The organism is Streptomyces sp. MGP-P1, from assembly GCF_057766565.1.
On record NZ_JBYMEM010000007.1, the window covers coordinates 3,142,996 to 3,160,665 of the forward strand.

At 67.2% G+C, this 17,670-nt stretch carries 17 protein-coding genes; 9 read left to right on the top strand and 8 right to left on the bottom strand.

Going from position 1 to position 17,670, the window contains the following annotated elements; all coding sequences use genetic code 11:
- Nucleotides 1–45: 45 nt before the first annotated feature.
- Complete coding sequence (locus AC3CH1_RS35755; RefSeq protein WP_488466675.1) at nucleotides 46–753, bottom strand: hypothetical protein; 708 nt, start codon at nucleotides 751–753, stop codon at nucleotides 46–48.
- Between the two features lie 735 nt (nucleotides 754–1,488).
- Between AC3CH1_RS35755 and AC3CH1_RS35760 the strand changes: the two genes are divergently transcribed.
- Nucleotides 1,489–1,797, top strand: coding sequence for a hypothetical protein (locus tag AC3CH1_RS35760; RefSeq protein ID WP_488466676.1), 309 nt, complete (start codon nucleotides 1,489–1,491; stop codon nucleotides 1,795–1,797).
- The gene (locus AC3CH1_RS35765; protein ID WP_488466677.1) at nucleotides 1,794–2,051 is read left to right on the top strand and encodes a hypothetical protein; all 258 of its coding nucleotides are present in this window, start codon (nucleotides 1,794–1,796) and stop codon (nucleotides 2,049–2,051) included. The genes AC3CH1_RS35760 and AC3CH1_RS35765 overlap by 4 nt, the downstream gene beginning before the upstream one ends.
- A 928-nt stretch (nucleotides 2,052–2,979) precedes the next feature.
- Here the strand turns inward: AC3CH1_RS35765 and AC3CH1_RS35770 are convergent.
- From AC3CH1_RS35770 to AC3CH1_RS35780, 3 genes are all read right to left on the bottom strand, one after another.
- Nucleotides 2,980–4,476, bottom strand: coding sequence for a hypothetical protein (locus tag AC3CH1_RS35770; RefSeq protein ID WP_405468133.1), 1,497 nt, complete (start codon nucleotides 4,474–4,476; stop codon nucleotides 2,980–2,982).
- 133 nt (nucleotides 4,477–4,609) lie between these two features.
- Nucleotides 4,610–5,158, bottom strand: a complete 549-nt coding sequence (locus tag AC3CH1_RS35775; protein WP_488466678.1) for a type IV toxin-antitoxin system AbiEi family antitoxin domain-containing protein — start codon at nucleotides 5,156–5,158, stop codon at nucleotides 4,610–4,612.
- Between the two features lie 24 nt (nucleotides 5,159–5,182).
- The gene (locus tag AC3CH1_RS35780; RefSeq protein ID WP_488466679.1) at nucleotides 5,183–6,031 is read right to left on the bottom strand and encodes a hypothetical protein; all 849 of its coding nucleotides are present in this window, start codon (nucleotides 6,029–6,031) and stop codon (nucleotides 5,183–5,185) included.
- Nucleotides 6,032–6,167: 136 nt separating this feature from the next.
- Between AC3CH1_RS35780 and AC3CH1_RS35785 the strand changes: the two genes are divergently transcribed.
- The 3 genes from AC3CH1_RS35785 to AC3CH1_RS35795 are packed head-to-tail and all read left to right on the top strand — an operon-like array spanning nucleotide 6,168 to nucleotide 8,710.
- Entirely contained in the window at nucleotides 6,168–7,130 is a 963-nt protein-coding gene (locus AC3CH1_RS35785) for a CBASS cGAMP-activated phospholipase (protein ID WP_488466680.1), read from the top strand.
- A 1-nt stretch (nucleotide 7,131) separates the two neighbouring features.
- The gene (locus AC3CH1_RS35790; protein ID WP_488466681.1) at nucleotides 7,132–8,301 is read left to right on the top strand and encodes a nucleotidyltransferase domain-containing protein; all 1,170 of its coding nucleotides are present in this window, start codon (nucleotides 7,132–7,134) and stop codon (nucleotides 8,299–8,301) included.
- Complete coding sequence (locus AC3CH1_RS35795; RefSeq protein WP_488466682.1) at nucleotides 8,273–8,710, top strand: type II CBASS E2 protein; 438 nt, start codon at nucleotides 8,273–8,275, stop codon at nucleotides 8,708–8,710. Before AC3CH1_RS35790 ends, AC3CH1_RS35795 begins: the two co-directional genes overlap by 29 nt.
- Nucleotides 8,711–8,821: 111 nt before the next feature.
- On the opposite strand, the gene AC3CH1_RS35800 is transcribed toward AC3CH1_RS35795, so the two are convergent.
- A protein-coding gene (locus tag AC3CH1_RS35800) for an IS5 family transposase (RefSeq protein WP_488466683.1) occupies nucleotides 8,822–9,672 on the bottom strand; the annotation gives its coding sequence in 2 pieces (ribosomal slippage) (nucleotides 8,822–9,330 and nucleotides 9,330–9,672; 852 coding nt in all).
- 493 nt (nucleotides 9,673–10,165) lie between these two features.
- On the opposite strand from AC3CH1_RS35800, the gene AC3CH1_RS35805 reads away from it, so the two are divergent.
- The gene (locus tag AC3CH1_RS35805) at nucleotides 10,166–10,504 is read left to right on the top strand and encodes a hypothetical protein (RefSeq protein ID WP_488466684.1); all 339 of its coding nucleotides are present in this window, start codon (nucleotides 10,166–10,168) and stop codon (nucleotides 10,502–10,504) included.
- Between the two features lie 107 nt (nucleotides 10,505–10,611).
- On the opposite strand, the gene AC3CH1_RS35810 is transcribed toward AC3CH1_RS35805, so the two are convergent.
- A protein-coding gene (locus AC3CH1_RS35810) for an IS5 family transposase (RefSeq protein WP_488466685.1) occupies nucleotides 10,612–11,503 on the bottom strand; the annotation gives its coding sequence in 2 pieces (ribosomal slippage) (nucleotides 10,612–11,115 and nucleotides 11,117–11,503; 891 coding nt in all).
- A gap of 11 nt (nucleotides 11,504–11,514) precedes the next feature.
- Here AC3CH1_RS35810 and AC3CH1_RS35815 point away from each other — a divergent pair.
- Genes AC3CH1_RS35815 through AC3CH1_RS35825 form a run of 3 tightly spaced genes read left to right on the top strand, consistent with a single transcriptional unit; the run spans nucleotide 11,515 to nucleotide 14,664 of the window.
- A complete protein-coding gene (locus AC3CH1_RS35815; protein ID WP_488466686.1) occupies nucleotides 11,515–12,225 on the top strand; it encodes an ABC-three component system protein in 711 nt (236 codons plus the stop codon).
- Nucleotides 12,222–12,707: a three component ABC system middle component gene (locus tag AC3CH1_RS35820; protein WP_488466687.1), complete on the top strand. Its 486-nt coding sequence runs from the start codon at nucleotides 12,222–12,224 to the stop codon at nucleotides 12,705–12,707. The genes AC3CH1_RS35815 and AC3CH1_RS35820 overlap by 4 nt, the downstream gene beginning before the upstream one ends.
- 31 nt (nucleotides 12,708–12,738) lie before the next feature.
- Entirely contained in the window at nucleotides 12,739–14,664 is a 1,926-nt protein-coding gene (locus AC3CH1_RS35825; protein ID WP_488466688.1) for a DUF3732 domain-containing protein, read from the top strand.
- A gap of 270 nt (nucleotides 14,665–14,934) precedes the next feature.
- Here the strand turns inward: AC3CH1_RS35825 and AC3CH1_RS35830 are convergent, their stop codons facing one another.
- Nucleotides 14,935–16,134 (bottom strand): endonuclease domain-containing protein, encoded by a 1,200-nt coding sequence (locus tag AC3CH1_RS35830; RefSeq protein WP_488466689.1) that lies wholly within the window; start codon nucleotides 16,132–16,134, stop codon nucleotides 14,935–14,937.
- A 248-nt stretch (nucleotides 16,135–16,382) separates the two neighbouring features.
- On the bottom strand, nucleotides 16,383–17,606 hold the full coding sequence (locus AC3CH1_RS35835) for a TniQ family protein (protein WP_488466690.1): 1,224 nt from the start codon (nucleotides 17,604–17,606) through the stop codon (nucleotides 16,383–16,385).
- Nucleotides 17,607–17,670 lie beyond the last annotated feature (64 nt).

A 17,670-nucleotide genomic window follows, 5' to 3' on the forward strand; every position in this document is an offset into this window, starting at 1 on the left:
CCACCTACAGCGGGGGCCCACGTCGGCCCTAAGCCTGTACGCGATTCAGCCCACGGAAGACCAGTTGGTGACCGAGAAGGGGAGGGCCGGGCACTGCCGGGGCCGGTGAAGCTGGTGCGGGCCGCAGTCGAGGACGCCACCGTTCGTCCAGAGGAAGAACTGGTATGGGTTGGCGGGCAGTCCGCGCACCGCGAAGCGTCTCGAAGCATTCTTGATTTCCTGCTGGTGCACCCCTAAGGAATCTCGATACTCGGCTTCCAGCAGGAAGTCGCAATCCTGCACCCCGGACGAAAAGCTCGCACGCAGTCCTCCCGGCTCGGCGCCGTTGCCGAGATCGATCTTCTTGTGCGAGAAGTACGGCTTGCCGAAGTAGTCGTCGGGGCTGAGGGAGTACGGCGTCTTCGACTCGGAGAGATTGAAATGGATTCCGTCGTAGGCGCCCCCACCCTCCGGGCGGACCAGGATGACCGTCTTCGCGGCAGCGGGGCCGCATCTCAGATCCTTGGCCCTCACGCCTGTGATCGCCAGGCCCGCCGATCTGTCGCTGAAGAGATCGATGAGCCACGAGGACGAGTATCCACCGGCCTTGTCCCAGCCCGGGTCCTCAAGACCGTGGCCACCGTGGGTCGCGGCCAATTCTTCCACCGCCTCGAATTTGGGGCCATCGCTGCCGGACTCCAGGAAGGTGGCGACCTCGGAACGGGTCAGCGGGCGATCCAGCACATATGCCATGTAGAGCGGGTCCGGGTCCACGCGCGTGGACGCTGTGAAAGCCGGCCCCTCACGATCGAGATTCTCCTCGACCTGTTTTGAGTGGCGTGTCGTCGGCTCGGTTACGAAGTAGTCTAGAGCGGCTGGGACGAGCCAAGCGAGAAGACCAACGACGGCACCGCTCGCCAGAGTCCACAAGACCTTTCGTCGTCTCTGTCCCGGCGGACTCTCCAGTATGCCCGGCACGAGAGCCTCGCCGACCAGCTCGCGCCGACGTGGCCCGGCCGGACTCAAGTCCGGTATTGCGGCCGCGGCGGCAGGAGTCGTCTGGTCCGGCATGGGTGAAGTGGCCGGGGCGACGCCCGCACTCTGCGGGGTTGATAGAGGCCCGGAAGACGGTGCGGTCCCGGCGGGCGTATTGCTCGTAGCTGCGGAGGGCGCTGCCGCCGGATCCGTACTGTGCATGGCGCCCTCACGGGGAATCGACCAACGGAAAGTGGGCTCATGATGCCCGCTGAAGGGTCTGATTCTCAACGCCCCTTCACCGGAACCAGGTTCCGAGAATTCTCTGTCCCGGCTCGTCCGGCCCTACTGCCGCCCGCATCCCTCCCGCATGTCCCGCGTTGTGTCGTGCCCTGTGTCCCTGCTCGTGCGGTTGTGCTTCTCCTGGATGCGGCGGAGCAGCTACCGACGCTGTGTGTTCTCCGTGGCTGCGGCCAGCCCCCCCTGCCCTTGACGCTACTCTGGCCTTCCGGGGCACGACCACAGGAGGGGCATATGGCGCACGAGGACTGGACAGTGGACCGGCTGCACGTCGCGCTGCCGCATTCGGCGTCCCGGCAGCAGCTGCTCCAGGACGTCAACCTCACCCCGATCGAGGGCCTCCCCGCCGTTCTGGACGGATGGGCCTCGGCCGCCGAGCAGCTCGAATCGGCCCGGCCCCGTATCGAGGCCGCCCGCGCCCACATGAAAATGCGCGGTGTTCTCCCTGATGACCTGGAAACCAGGGACGTCACCGCCGACGTGCTCAGGGACGCCGAGCCGCGCCAGAACAACCGGGACGACCGCGGCCGGGGAGCGGCGTGACCTACCGGCTCAACTTCCCTACCGACGTCTTCGACACGTACAAGCAGCTGCCCGAGCTCGCCCGGCGGGACCTCGCGTTCGCCCTGGTCGACGCCCAGCAGGATCCGCTCGCGTACTCGGAGCCGTACGGGCAGGACGACGGCATCATCCGCACCGTTGCCCAGGGTCACGTTACCGCGGTGATCCTTCTCGGCCATGACACGTCGACGATGACCGTCCTCACCATCGCGTACGCCGGCACGGCCAACACGTAGGCCGCGATCACCTGAATGCCCATCAACACAGATTCTTACCTGGATAGTTGCCCAACGAACCGGACGACATCATCTGTCGCGGCTCGGTTGAAGGTGAGCAGAGAGGGGGGCTCCGAGCTGGGCATTGGTCACTTTTGTGAGCGCTACGGCTAGGTGGTGGTTGCTGGCGGTGGCCTCGACTGGCCTTTGATGGATTCGCCCGTGGCGCCTTCGGCCTGCGTTCTGTGACCTGTGAGCTTGTACAGCCTGCGTTGCTCACAGTGAGCGGATGCTGCGCAGTTCTACCGGGCCGTCGGTGTAGTGGTCGAAGCCGCATCGCAGTCGGCCGGCGCGGCAAGGGGTATACACCTACTTCTCCCTCACACTCCTCGACATCTTCGCCGAGAACGGCCTCGAACGCCGGACCCGGCAGGCAGCCCAGCGCGGCCCCGACGGCAACCCGGAGCGACTGGCCCACGCACGCCAGGAACTGGCAGTCTCGCCCTACAGCAGCCGCCCGCTGATCGAGGCCATCCGCAAGGCATGGTCTCTCCCGACGAGCCCCAGCAACGTCATCCGCTGGCCGTGGGAACGCGCATGCCCGATCCACCTTTCCTGAGAAGCGAACCCCGTTTCCTCTGGCTCGCCGAGGTGGGACCAGGAGCGGAAGTCGTCGTGATTCTCCCTCTGCGGCATCCCCGCCACCTTGTAGACGAGCCTGCGCTACGCGATGGGTACTGGGCTTTCACCACGGCCGGGCCACCCGTGGTGGGCGCCCCTACGATGGTCTGTGACCACTTGCCGCGCCCTTAGCGCAGGACCCCAGGTTCCCGGGGCCAGTAGTATCCGCGCGGCCGAAGCCGTCATTCGCGATGTGTTCTGCCCGATGCTCCTGCCGTGGTCGGATAGGCCGCTTCTGGACTGGAAAGCTATTGGCTGTGTCAGCGGGTCAGGCCAGATCGAGGGGTGAGCGGCTGGGGCCGGCGAGCCTGAACTGGCTGGGGTCCCAGAGCGCAACGGGTAGCAGTGGAGGGGTGCCGCCGTCGGCATGGAACGTGTCGCGCGGGCCGATGATGTGCTCCTGGTGCAGGAGGCGGGAGAGCAGAGCGTCGTCGAGGAGGTTGACCAGCCCCTCGCGGCCACCGTGACGGCCCGACAGGCGTGTGCAGTAAGCGGCTTGGACCACCCAATGAGTCAATACGCGGCACACCACGGATCGCAGGGCATGTAGATCCGATTCCTTGTCCTTGGCTCCGTGGGCGTAGGCAGAGCGTGCCGCGTAGCCCGCCCCTACCGTGTTGCGGACCTGTAGACGGTCATCGTCGTCCGTCCCGACCAGCATGGCGGCACGCTGCTGGACTTTGCGGCCAACCTCGGCATGCCCGCCGTCCCCGCCGGCCAGCAGAGACTCCATCGCCGCGGTGAGCCGGAACGCGGCTTCGCTCAGGTGCAGGGACGACCCGGCGGTGGTGCCGCCGCCGTCGTCGCCGAGTACATGGCACTTGACGAAGAGGAAGTGGTCGGCGGCCCGCGCCAGTTGGCCTTGGCGGCGAGCATCGAGACCAGCGGTGCGGGTCAGGAAGGCACGGCAGAACGCGGCAACGTCCGCATCGTGCCCGGTACTGATCATGTAGGCCCGTTGGTGATGGCCCGGTGCGAAGGTGTAGCCCCAGCGGGACACTTCCGAGGGAAGCGGCCAGCCCAGGTGCGGGCGGACGACGCGGCGCCCGGGTTCCACCAGGTAGCGCGGGCCGGCCACGACAGGGACCTCAAGGGCGAGATTGAGCGCGAGCAAGGGCCACACGAGTTCCCGTGGCCGGTCGTCGTCCACGGGAACCGGGACACCCCCCAGGGGGCGGCGGAGCAGACCGAAGCCGTGCATTTCGTGCAGCGCGCGCGGCGCCAGCAGATCCCCCGGGACCCCGGGCGCTCCCGTCAACGGCAGTTGCGGATCGGTCGCGTAGGCGAACGAGGCGAGCTGCCACCCGCCGATGTCGACGGGCGGGGCGCCATCGAGGGTGAGGTTGACGCAGAGGTACTCCCATTCAGGGAGCGGTGGACCGTACACGTGGCCGACCGCCCGTTCCACGGCCTCGGCGATGCTGAACCGGTCACTGCTCGCCAGGACTCTCAGCGCGGTGCGGGCGGCCTGCGAGGCCACACTTCTACCCCTGGTACCGGAGTGTGGATCGTGCGGCTGCTGCAGAGCCCTGTCCTCGTCACCTGGTTCCGCGGCAGTGGCCGCATCAGGAACCTCGGTCTCCAGCAGGTGATCGAGCACCCGGCCGCGTGCCAGGGCTTCGGTGAGCGCATTGAAGCGTCTTGCCCGCCCGGTGCCGGCCAACTGGCAGGACAACCTCTTGATGTCTTGTGGCGTCATGCTGCGGAACCGCCGCAGAGCCCGCTCCAGTCCCTCCTGGAGACTCTGCCGCGCAACTGTCGTCATGGCACCGACAGTAGGGAGACTTCCCGCGACCGTGCATGGCATTTTCCCGTCGGCAACCCCTGCGTCCGGCAGATCACACGTGTGGCGACGAACCGAGCCGGTACGCTGCCTTCCCGCATGGCCGGATGAGCTCCTACGGCAGGGTGTACACGAACTCCTTGCCTCCCCGCTCCGGGCCGGGTGCGCGGACCCGGCTCAAGGCTCCCGCGTGGACAAGGCGCTTAAGCCGGTTGTTGGCGTTGGTGACGGAAATACCGAGTGCTTCGGCCAACTCCTGAGCACGGAAGGTGCCCAGGCTGCGGGCTTGGGCGTAGGTGTCCGGCATGACAGAGGTGTCGCCCAGCAGCGTGTGATCCTCGCCCTGCACGGCGAACTGCTTGCGCCGCTCAAGGCAAACGGCGACAGACTCACGGGTCTCCTCATTCAGCCCGATCAGCCGGACGGCGGCAGCCTGCACGTCGCCAGCCGCCAGGGACACGTAGAGCTTGCCGAGGAACTCGTCCACGAAGCTGTGGGTCATGGCCTCGGTGCCGGTGAAGTCGATTTCCAGCACGGGGGACGGACCGGCCGACTTGAGCGCAACCTCCAGCTCGGTACGCTTGTGCGCCCCCGTGCCGCGGGTGGACAGGAACGTGCCCGGTTTACTGACGGGGAAGGTGAGCATTTGCTTTTTCGCCTTCATTGAACGCATTGAAGCACAGTGCAGTTAACCGGGGAACGAGACTCTCAGCCAGGCCCAGGTGCCCGCCACCTGCTCGGGAATGCGCCGGTAGGAGGTAAAAGCGTGCTCCCGGTAGTGGCTGGCCGTCACGGCGCCGTGGCCGCTGCGCAGGATCAGGCTCGTGATTGCCGTCTCTCTGACCCCGCCCAGGACGTCAGGAAGACCGTAGCCGCGGTCCTCGTCTGTTCCGCTGGCACGGGGACTCAGCGCGCGTTCCAGCGCGTGGATGCTGTCGGTTACGTCCGAGTGCTGCTGGTTGCGGCGCAGATGATTGAGTACTCCGACACCGGTGTCACAGACCGAGACCTCCAGTCGCCTGCGGCCGGTCGTTCTGCCGCTGTAGGCCTGCGCGGTAATAAAGCCGCCCAGCTTGCTGGTTCCGTGACTCACCGCGTTGTCGATGAGCTCACCCAGCCCAGTGAACGCCTGCCTTCCGAAGCGCCTTCCCAGGTGATTGGTTGCGACGAACCCGATCCGCTGGTTCACGTCACGGACGGCCGCACCCGTAAGACGGGTGACTTCCAGCAGACTGGCCGAGTGATCATTGCGCTCGCCTCCGGAGAGGGAGCCCACGATGCGAGATCCGTCCGGCAAGTGCTTCAACAGGTCCATGCGCTGCAGATACGAGGCCACGCCAGGGCGTTCGGGCAGGAGCAGGGCGATCTCCGTGCCGCTGGCCGCGTGAGTGTGGGTGAGCGCGGCCACGGCAGCGAGATCCAGCGGGCTGGCGAACTCCAACTTGCGGGCATCGACGGTCAAGCCGGGCTGGGCGGTTTCCTGCAGGCGCAGCGTGCCGCGCAGCAAGGGGTGGCGGCCGGGCAGCTCAAGTAACACGACACACCAGCATGCCACCCGTTCGGCCGTGCCGCAGCCGTCTGCCGCACCGTGCTACGGTTTCATGAACTTCATTGAAGGCGCTGTGCGTATGGTGCCAGTGCCCAGCCGGGCCGGTCCTGCAAGGAACAGCACGATGGGGGCGGTTCAACTGATCGAGCGTTTCCAGATCCTGGCCCTGGACGGCGGCGGCTTCCGCGGCATGTTCTCCGCTGCGGTCCTCGCCCGCCTCGAGGAAGACCTCGACATCCGCATCGCCGACCACTTCGACCTGATCGCCGGCACCTCGACCGGCGGCATCATCGCGCTCGGCCTCGGCCTGGGCCTGACACCCCGCGAGATCCTCACCTTCTACACCGAGCACGGCCCGAGGATCTTCCGCGACCGCTCCAAGATGCGCGGCCTGCGCCACCTTCTGCGCGCGAAGTACAGCACGGAGCCCCTGCGGGCGGCGCTCACCGACGTCTTCGGCGAGCGGACCTTCGGAGAGAGCACCAAACGCCTGGTGATCACCTCTTACAACATCGCCGCCGACGACGTCTACCTCTTCCGGACCCCGCACCTGCCCACCCTCAAACGGGACTGGCGGGAAAAGGCCGTCAACGTCGCGCTCGCCACCTCTGCCGCACCCACCTACCTGCCCGGCATGCCCCTGGACGGAGCTCGCCTTGTCGACGGCGGCCTCTGGGCGAACAACCCCACCATGGTCGCGCTCACCGAGGCCGTCGGACCACTGTCCGTCCCCCTCGAGGCCATCAAGGTCTTCAGCCTCGGTACCACCACCGACGTCCGAAGCCGCCACCGCCGCCTCGACCGCGGCGGCCTGCTGCCCTGGGCCAGCGACGCTGTCGAGGTGCTTATGCGGGCCCAGAGCGAAAGCGCGGCCAAACAGGTGCGCCACTTCGTAGGCAAGAACAACGTCCTGCGCCTCAACCCGACCGTCCCCACCGGAGCCGTCGCGCTCGACAACGTCGACATCCAGACCCTCTCCGGACTGGCAGGCCACGTAAGCCGCGACGCCTCACCGGCCGTCCACCGCACCTTCTGCGACCACCACGCCCCCGCCTACACACCCTGCCACCCCACCCGTGAGGAATGACGTGACCACGCTGCACCCGGCAGGGGAGACCGACACGGACTCCCTCGAACAGATGCTGTCCATGCTGCTCGACGGCGCCGTGGAGACCCTCGACATCTCCCCGGACGTCTACGACAGCGCTGTTCGCCGCTACAAGGACGTCGCCACCTATCTCGGGCTGAACGAGAGCCCGGACTACGAGATCTACTCGCAGGGCTCTTTCCTCCTCGGCACCGTCCTCCGCCCCCAGACATCCACCGGCGAGTACGACATCGATCTCGTCTGCCGCATCCCCCTGCACAAGACAAGCACCACACAGGACGATCTCAAACAGCGAGTGGGCGACCAGCTCATCGCGTACCGGTCCTGGAAGCAGCAGCAGGGCCACGAGGACGGCCCCGTCACCCTGGAGCCCCGCCGCCGGTGCTGGACACTGGGATACACCAGATTCCACCTCGACATCCTTCCCGCCATCCCGGACGACGAACACCAGCCCCACGGAATCCTCTTGACGGACAAGAACCTGTCCAAGTGGCAGCACGGCAACCCGATCGGCTACGCGGGCTGGTTCAGCGCCCGCTCCGAACTGTCACATGCCCTTCTCGAGAAGCGTGCCAGCATCGCGGATGTGCCCGTCTGGCACATCCGCAGCACTCTTCAGCGCCTTGTGCAGGTAATGAAGTGGCACTGCATGACCTACTTCGGCGACGACACCGACAACCGTCCACCGTCCATCCTCCTCACCACCCTCGCCGGCCTCGCCTACCAAGGCGAGGACGACCTGTTCACCGCCCTGCGCAACGCGCTAGCCGCCATCCCCGGCTTCATCAAACAGCGCAACGGCCAATGGTGGGTCGCCAACCCCGCCCACGAGAAGGAGAACTTCACCGACAAGTGGAACGAATACCCTCAGCGGCGCCAGGCCTTCATGACCTGGTTCCGCGAGCTCACGGACACGATGGTCAACCCGGCTCTGATGCACTCCCAGGGGCTGGACGCCGTCTACTCCCAACTCGTCAAGTCCTTCGACCCCGTGCCTCTTCAGCGCTCCTTCACCCGCTACGCGAACCGCATGAACAACACAGCCACCCAGCAGCGGATGAGCACCACGGGACTGCTCTCCACCACCGCCGCCGGCCCGCGCAGGCGCCCCCAGAACTTCCATGGCCAGCACACCGACGCGCGCGCTTAACCTCGCCCGGCAGATGGCCGCCGTCAAAGCCGCTGTCCCCACAGCCGAAGTGACCTTGCGCAGCGGTGAACTCGTCTGCGTCCTCACCCTGCAGCCCACCCCCGTCAGCAGGCGCTACACGGTCAGGATCACCCACCGCCACCGCAGCCACCCCCGCGTCAGCGTCATCGATCCGCCACTGGCACTGCACCCTGACGCCACACGCCTTCCGCACGTCTACGCCAGCGGCGACCTGTGCCTGTACCTGCCCGGCGAATGGGACGACCACATGTTCCTATCCCAAACCATCCTGCCGTGGACCTCGGCGTGGCTGCTGCACTACGAACTCTGGCTCATCACAGGCCGCTGGACGGGAAGCGGCGAAGAGCATGCCCTCCCAACGGCCTGGCCCCCCACCGCCGACCGGTGAGGCGAACGCCACGCCAACTGGTCACACAGATCACGGACGGCGATTCTCTTGGGGCTGACGGTGATGGCTGGGTGGGTGCTACGTTGTGGCCTAGGGTCTGTCTTCAAAGGGTCATATCCACATCAGGAGTGACGCGATGGTGAGTGCCGCTTCGTAGGATTCTCGGGTTTTGTCGTAGCGGGTGGCGATGGCCCGGTACTGCTTCAACGCGTTGAAGCAGCGTTCGACGACGTTGCGCTGCTTGTAGCGCTCCTTGTCGAAAGCGGGCGGCCTGCCGCCGTTGCTGCCACGACGGCGGCGGTTCGCCTGCTGGTCCGAGCGTTCCGGGATCGTGTGCGGGATACGGCGTTTCCGCAGGTAGTTGCGTATGCGTCGGCTGCTGTATCCCTTGTCGCCCAGGAGATGGTCGGGCCGGTTGCGTGGGCGGCCCGGGCCTGGACGGCGAACCCTGATCTGCGCGAGGATCTGCTCGAACTGCGTGCAGTCGTTGATGTTGCCGCCTGTGACGACGAAGCCGAGCGGACGGCCGCGGCCGTCGCAGGCGAGGTGAATCTTGGTCGTCAGTCCGCCACGGGATCGTCCGAGGGCGTGAGTGCGTGCCGCTTCTGCAGGGCTTGCCGCTTTTTACGGGCGCCGGCCGCGTGCTGATGAGCGCGGGTGATCGTGGAGTCCACCGATACCAGCCAGTCGACGTCTCCAGCCGCTTCCTTTTGAGCCTGAACGGCTTCAAGCATCCGCGTGAACGTGCCATCGAGCGCCCACCTGCGGAAACGTGTGTACAACGTCCGCCAGGACCCGTATCTCTCCGGCACATCACGCCAGGCCGAACCGGTCCGAAGCTTCCACACGATCCCGTTCAGGACCACCCGATCGTCCCGCCGGGGCCGCCCCGTGCCCGTTCGCGGAAGCAGCCCCGACAGGACGTCCCACTCTTCGTCCGAGAGCTCATGTCGCCGCACCATGCGTAACATGATGCCCCATCAACAAGCTTTGAAGACAGGCCCTAGGGGAGTGGCACAGCGCATCGCACCAGACCGAGCAGCCTAGAGCTGTATTCCTGGTGCGGCCGGTCGCAGGGGTGGGACTTGCGCCGCTCAGGCAAGCACGATCAGTAGTGGGGAACGTGGCGCGAGCAAGGTCGCATTCGGCGGCAGGGCAGATGACCGGATATCTCTACCAGTGCGAGCTTGCCTTGCTCGAGCTCGCCCGTCGCAGTTGGCAGGACCCCACCGTCGAGGTTCGCATGGAACTTCTCGACGACATCGAGTTCCTCGACCCGGACAAGACGCCACGTGAACTGCTGCAGGCCAAACACCGTGAAGCGGCCGGCCCGCTGAGCGAGACCGGCAAGGACTTCTGGCGTTCCGTCGCGTCCTGGATCGATGCCCTGAAGAAACTCTCCGACCCCGCAGATGCCGCCATGCCCCTCCTGCGCCTGGTCTCGACCCAGACCGGGTGGTGTCCACTCCGGCCTTCGAGATCCGGCCGTCCGCCCGGCACGGCTTCGTCGGCGCCGAGGACGTGGTCCCGGGAGAGACGGAGTCGGCGACACGGGCGCGGGTGTGTACGTCCCTGAGTGCTGTGACGGAGGCGTTCGGCCTGCCGCGGGTACCGGTGCTGGAGGACATGACCATCGGCCTCCGCCCGATCCCGGCGGGCGACGGCGTGCTCTGCGCACCGCTGGCGAGCGCTCCGGGGGTCGTCGCACTGGCTGCGCACCCCGGGGTGACGCTCGCGGCCTCGCTGGCGCTACGTACGGCGGAACAGCTCGGGGGCTCTGCCGACTCGAAGTAGCCGGGTCCGGGGCAGGCATCGTCTCGCCTGCACGACGGGTCACACCGTCGCCACGACAAACCCGCCCGGCTTCAGAACTGCCGAATCCTCGGAGTGCGGTTGCGGTGTTAGGGTCCGTCTTCAAAAGATCTTGCCCAGAGTAGGAATGAGGCGAGGCTGACCGCTGCTTCGTAGGAGGTGGCGGTTTTGTCGTATCTGGTGGCGATGCCTCGGAATCCCTTGAGGTGGTTGAAGCAGCGTTCGACGGTGTTGCGTCGGCGGTAGGTCTCGCGGTCGAAACCTGGTGGCCGGCCGCCGTGACTGCCGCGGTTTCGGCGGTGCTTCTTCTGGTCGTCCTTCTCGGGGATCGTGGCGATGATGCCGCGTCGTCGCAGGTAGGCGCGGAATGCCCGGGAGCTGTAGGCCTTGTCTGCCACGACATGGTCGGGGGTGGAGCGAGGTCGGCCCGGTCCGGTGCGGGGCACGCGTATGCGTTCGAGCAGTGCCTGTGCCATGACGCTGTCGTGTCGTTGGCCGGCGGTGAGCATGAGAGCCAGAGGACGGCCCTGCCCGTCGGCGGCGAGGTGGATCTTGGTGGTCAGGCCTCCTCGGGACCGGCCGAGGGCGTGATCGTCCGGTTCGTCCTGCCGGTGCTTCCCCCTTTCGTCCGGTGGCAGCGGCGTGCTGATGTGCCCGGACGATGGTGGAGTCGATCTGCACCAGCCAGTCGATGTCGCCGGCCGCGTCCGCGCGGGTCTGGATCTGCCGCAGGGCTCTGGTGAACACGCCGTCGATCGCGTAGCGACGGAACCGCGTGTAGACCGTCTGCCAGGAGCCATAACGTTCTGGCAGGTCACGCCAGGAAATCCCGGTACGGATCTTGTAGACCATCCCGTTGATGATCCGCCGGTCCTCCGCTCGGGGCCGCCCCCGGACTGCCCGCGGTATCAGCGGAGCGAGCAACTCCCACTCGCGATCGGTGAGTTCATGTCGGCGTATCACGACACCATGATCCACCATCGAACGATCTTTTGAAGACGGACCCTAGTCTCGCCAAGGAACTGGGGATCACGCCGAGCGACCACGCTCAGGCAGCCCTCGACGAGATCAAGGGGTGGTGGTACGGCATGGCGATCAAACTGCTGGAACGCAAGAACCCCCAGCACATGCGAGCCTCCGTCAGCGCCCAGCAACTCATGTGCCGACGGGACGAAGTCACCGGCCGCTACATCGGCAAGAACCTGCCGATCACCGAGACACTGCGCCACCTCACCCAGGCAGAGATCGCCGGCTACAACGACCGCCTGGTCGTCACCCAGATGCGGTGGATCGGCCTGCCCGACGACGAAGTGGCGATGCACCTGCGTGACTACCACTACGCACGGGCCCAGCGCTCCGAATGGCTGCGCACCTTCAAGATCACCCCGGAACGGCTCGACGAATACGAAGGTGAACTCCACTACGAGTGGGAGACAGCCTTCCGCCGCCGCACGCGCCGCATCCGAGACGACATGAGCGAAGAGCAACGCCAGGACATCGGTCAGGAAATTCTGGACGCCACCATGGACCGTGTTGCTGACACCCAACTGCGACCCGGCAGCGTCACCGCCCCCTGGATCGGCACCGGAAGCGCCCACGGCCTGTCCGACCAGGCCGACACGGCGGAGCCCGACCGGCAACTCGGCTGGCACCCCGACTACAAAGACCGCTGTCAGAGCCCCGACGAATCGCAGGAACAGTGACGACCGCCCCCCACCGCAACGTGTCGGAGGCACAGGCGTTGTTCAACCCAGCCTTCGGCGCCTACCTCCTGGCCAGCGCCGTCAACACGGCCACGAAGAAGGCGGGCCGGCCGCTGCCCTGGCCCAGTGCGTTCCTGATCCTTCCTCTCGTGCTGCCCGAAGATACCCGCGCTTCTCTCCCCGGCAAGTCCACCGTCACGCTCACAGCCTGGGCACACGAACACCCGCGCCTGCAGGCCGCATTCGCCGAACGCGCCACAGCACTGACCGACTACACCCGCAGCAGCCTGCGTACCGCAATGCGCCACCAGGCCATAGACGTCACCCCCGACGGCCTCGTATGCCCCCGCACCCCCAAGCCAGCCTCCGCCGCCCCCGGCGAAGAAGTCGCCGACTGCGCCCGCGCAGCAGCACTGGTCGGCCGTTGGCTCGCCGTGACCGACCCCACCCGCGCCTTCACCACCCTCGGCGTCCGGCCCTGATCCGCCCCCATCAAGGAGTTCCAGAACCGTCATGCAACTGCTCGCCCTGGCCCTCTACCACCGAGACGGCAGGAAGCCCCCAAGGATCCTGCGGTTTCGCCCCGGGGCGCTCAACATCCTCACCGGCGAGTCAGAGACCGGCAAGTCCGAGGTCCTCACCATCGTCGACTACTGCCTCGGGCGCCGCGCACCCAACCTGCCTGACGACCTGATCGACCAGACCGTCGGCTGGTACGCCCTCCTGGTCACCTTCGCCGACAACTCACGCATGGTCCTGGCCCGGCCTCGGCCGACAGGAGCCTCCACCCAGCACGCGTACACCCGCACCGGCGGCGCCGGCCTGGACATCCCACGACCCGACGAACTCGTCAACAACTCCAACGTCGCAGCGCTGCGCAGCGAGCTCAGTGCCCGCCTCGGCATTGAGGACTTCCACTTCCAGCCACCCACCGGCGCTGCCCGCAACGCCTTCGATGTCTCCATCGGCCAGGCAGCCCTGCTCTGCTTCCAGAGCCAGAACGAGATCGCCGACCAGACAGCCCTGTTCCACCGACAAACCGAATCCGGCATGGCCCAGGCACTCAAGGACACCCTGCCGTACTTTCTCGGCGCCGCCGGCCCCGAACAGGCGCTGCGCCGCCACCGACTCGGCGAAGCCCAGCGCGCCCAGCGCGCAGCACAACGCAAGCTCGACGACGCCCTGCGCCATCAGCAGGCCATGGATGCCAACGGTCTCGCCCTCGTACGCCTGGCGGAAGCCGAAGGCCTCCTGACCGAGGTGCCCGCAGCACCCGACACCACCCAGGTCCTCGACCTCCTCCACCAGGCCCTGGCCGCAGCCCCGGAAACCGCCGCACCACTCGAACTGCGTGACAGGCGCCAGGAACTCAACGACGAACGCCGCGCCCTGCGCGAACAACTGCATGAGTTCGACGACGCCCTGGCCGCGGTCGACCGCTGGCAGCAGCAGGGACGAGCCTTCACCGGCGAACTCCACCTCCAGCTCGACCGCCTCAAAACCCTCGACCTCCTCGGCCCGGAGCGCCAGCACGACACCAGCGTGTGCCCTATGTGCACCCAGCCCCTGGAACACCCGGACCCCAACGCACACGACATCACCGAACTGACCGGCCACCTCGCAAGCGAACTCGCCAAGGCACAGACACTCCAGCCCGTCCGCGAGGAACACCGACGAGCCCTTCAGACCGGACGCACCGACGTCACCGAGCGCCTCAGGCTCAACGGCGCCCAGCTCAAAGAACTCCTCGCAAGCAACGAGCGCCTGCGCAACCTGCAAGAACAGAACCTACGAGTCGCCCACATCCAGGGCCGGATCTCCGAAGCACTCACCCGCACAGGCACAGACAGCGACATTGCCCGGCTGCGCCAGAACCTAGACCTCGCTCAGGACCAAGCAGCCACACTGGAACAACTCGTCGACGAGGACGACGTCGTGGCCGAGACGGAGCGCCGTCTCGCCGACATCGCCATCGGTATGACGGCCTGGGCCAAGCGACTCAACCTCGGAGGAGCAGCCGACGCCACCGAGGTAGCCATCAGCCTCAAGCTCCTCAACGTCGTCCTCAGGCGACCCTCAGGACGCCTGCCCCTCACCCGCATCGGCAGTGCCAAGAACCACATCGGCTACCACTTGGTCGCTCACCTCGCCCTGCACACCTACCTGCGACGCAACAGCCGTCCCGTCCCAGGCTTCCTGATGCTCGACCAGCCCACCCAGGCCTTCTTCCCGGAAAAGCCCCGCGACGCGTCCACCATCCAGGACGCCGACTGGGCCACCGTCACCGCTTACTTCCAACTTCTCAACGACGTGGTACAGCTCAACGAGGGAGCTTTCCAGATCATCGTCTGCGATCACGCGAACCTGCCCGAAGGCTGGTTCCAGGACGCCGTGATCGGCAACTGGCGCCCGATGCCGACGGCAGGCGCACCGCCCTGATTCCTCTGGACTGGCTCGGCTGAACAGACCACAGTGGCGGACGCGCCGATGCGATCCAGACACGGCCGACTCCATGAGAGCGCCCAACTGCAGGGGCGCGCAAGCGGGATGAGGCTTTGACTGTCTCCGGCACGAGTTGCTGAACGACCTGTACGGCTGGCCTGTATGCCCGGCAGAAGGCGGCGTCTGTGCTGCGCTCTGCCGGGCGCCCGGCCCATGGACGGTCTCGGGGAGAAGGTTCAGAAACAGAAGCGATGAGGCGACGGGACCTCAGGCGGATTCCTGGCCGGGGCCGTCGGCATCCGTCTCCAGGGCCTTGTCGACGAACTCCCGTACCAGCTGCCTGACCTGTGCGGCCGGAACGACCTGTTCCCACTTGAGGGCAGATGTGCGCTGCCAGCAGCGCATTCGGAAACGGATCGATCCGTCTTCCTGAACCGCACCCCACGCGGAGTGCCCCTGCGGCGCACACGGGCCGTGAGGGTCGGGCACGAGCGTCTCCAGCACGATGTCGGGCTGGTGGCGCGGCGGCACGGTCCTGTCGCGGCGGCAGCCGTCGCATAGCAGGAGGTGGCGGACTGCACCCGGCCGTTGGACGAACCTGTAGCCGCCGCCTTCATAGGTGTTGCAGCTGGCACACACAGGCCCGCGCACGAATCCGTGCTCGTGGCAGTGGTCCCAGTACATGGCCTGACGAGGACTGGGGCACAACCGGCACAAGAACGCCTCCGGCTGCGAGTTCTTCAGCAGCGACGCATAGAGCCGACCGCGCAGGTGGCCCTTGTAAGGGCGGGCGACGGAGGCGGTGCACGCGGGGCACAGGGTGGTGTAGCCGCTGTTGCTGGACGTGCGCCACGCCCAGACGTCACCGGCGGCGTTGCAGCGGCTGCATCGGGTGGCCTGTTCGACGCACTCGGCGGCGATCTGGTCCGCTCGGTCCAGGAGGGCCGCGTAGGCGCGCGGGACCATCCAGGTGGAGCCGGACCACGTCAGCAGCGGTAACGGGCTGGTACATGCGATGGGCCAGCGGCCGTAGCGTTCCTTGACCTGCTCAAAGGTCGCTCCGCACCCCAGCCCGTTGCGGTTGGGCCTCATGCCGCTGCACGGCTGCTGTCCTTCGCAGCGGCAGCCGTTCGCGCTCTGCACCTGGTAGGAGATGTGGTCGAACCAGCGGTGGATCTGTGAGCGCCACGTCCGATTGTGCTCGGCGGACGAGAGACGGGCGTCGACCAGGTCGTCGGGATCGAAGGGCAGCGAGGCGAGCCGGGCGGCGGCCGCGCGGATGTCCCGATCGTCCAGCCGCCACCGGCCTTTGTACTTGTAGCCGCGCACGGCGGTGTCTCCGATGAGGACGTGGTTGCTGATCTGGAAGGTGTAGCGGGACAGCGAGGCGGGCGCCGCGGGGACGGGGCAGCCTTCGGTGAGTTCCGCCAGTAACTGGTTGGCGTACTCCGGACTGATCGGTGACATGGGTATGTCTCTCTTTCGTGTGCGATGGGGGTGTGTGGCGGCCTGCGGATGCCGACGAAGTAGGGCCGGGGCGGAGCGGGAGTAGGTGATGGGCGGTATCAGCTGGGCCGCAGCGTGTGACGGCGCAGGGTTGGGCTCGGGCTGGGCGAGGCAGCTGCGGAGGACGTGGGCGGGCGGGGCCCGTGACCGGAGACCAGCGCCTTCGTGAGGCCGCGCCGAGATGCCGGCCCGGCGGGTGTGTGGCACCGTCACGAAGGCGCCTCACCCGGGCCCGTGACGATCGTGGGCTCCCAGCCTCCGGTCAGGAAAGCGGCCCTGGCGTCGTCGATGACCGGGCGGACAGGGGAGCCGACACTCAGCGCAACCCGGTCGCCGAACTGGCTGGGGCGGCCCAACGAAGCAGGCATCCGCCACAGCTCCTCCTCAGGAGCGCCCTCGGACGCGAGGAGCCGTTGGAGCCACCACCGGAGAGGGTCGTGCTCCGCTGCGCTGGCACGCCGGGTGCGGGTGCGGGCGATCATCCAGTCCGGGATCCACGGTCTGCCGGTCCGGCGGCCGAACTCCTCCAGGAGGAGGCTGTGGGCGGCACTGAATCCTTGTCTGGCCGCGGTTGTGCGAAGACGCTGGTGCCAATGCCGGTTACCGATCACACGGGCGATGGCGATCGTCTCGGGATAGGGCACCAGCGCATGCGCCGTTGCACTCGCGGCCGAGCAGCCGGTGAACGAGGCCAGAGCGGCCGCCCGCTGCCGCCAGATCGGGTCCCCGTGCCATCCCTGAACCTGCCACGACCACACCACCGCCGAAGCCAGCGCCACGACCTCGGCGGCTTGCGGGCGGGCACGCAGGAGAGAGGTGTGGTGCCGGTGAGCCGCCAGGACCTCGGGCAGCGCCTGCAGCGGAGCGGACACCGAGGTGTGAGCGTCGGCAAGCAGCCAGCGCCGGTGCTTCCGACAGACATGACCAGCCGCTCCCGGGTAGACCAGCACCGGCTGCCGAGGCGACCAGGAACGCCTGGTGCACGGCAAGCAGGCTGTGACCCACGCGCCGCGGGGGGAGAACCAGCCTGCCTGCGGGCCGATGTCATCGGTGAGCCGCTCATGCGTCGGCGCGAAGGAAGGAAGCAGTTCGTGCAACCGGGCTGGTGGCATGCGGGTGAGGCGGCCAAGGGCCACCCGGGCGGGTTCGTTGAGGAATACCTCTGGGGCGGTCCGAAATGCTCCGGTGAGCTTGACGGGGCGGGGACCACTGAAAGCGCCCCGTAGCAGGTCCTGCACCGGCAGGCCGTAGACCTGCGCAAGCCGGCCGACCCAGGAGCCGGTCAGCTCCTGACTCACGGGAGGTACGCGCACAAGAGCGTGCGCGGCAACAAGGTCTTCCACAGACGCAGTCCTCAGCAACTGAAAGGAGACGGCGGCTCCGGGCCGGAGCCAGGCGAACACGGAAAGTGCAGTGCAGACGCAGGGCCCCACCGGGAGGGGAGAGACCTGCCGGTGGAGGCGTGCCCCTTGTCCGGCCGGCCTCTGCGACAGCAGT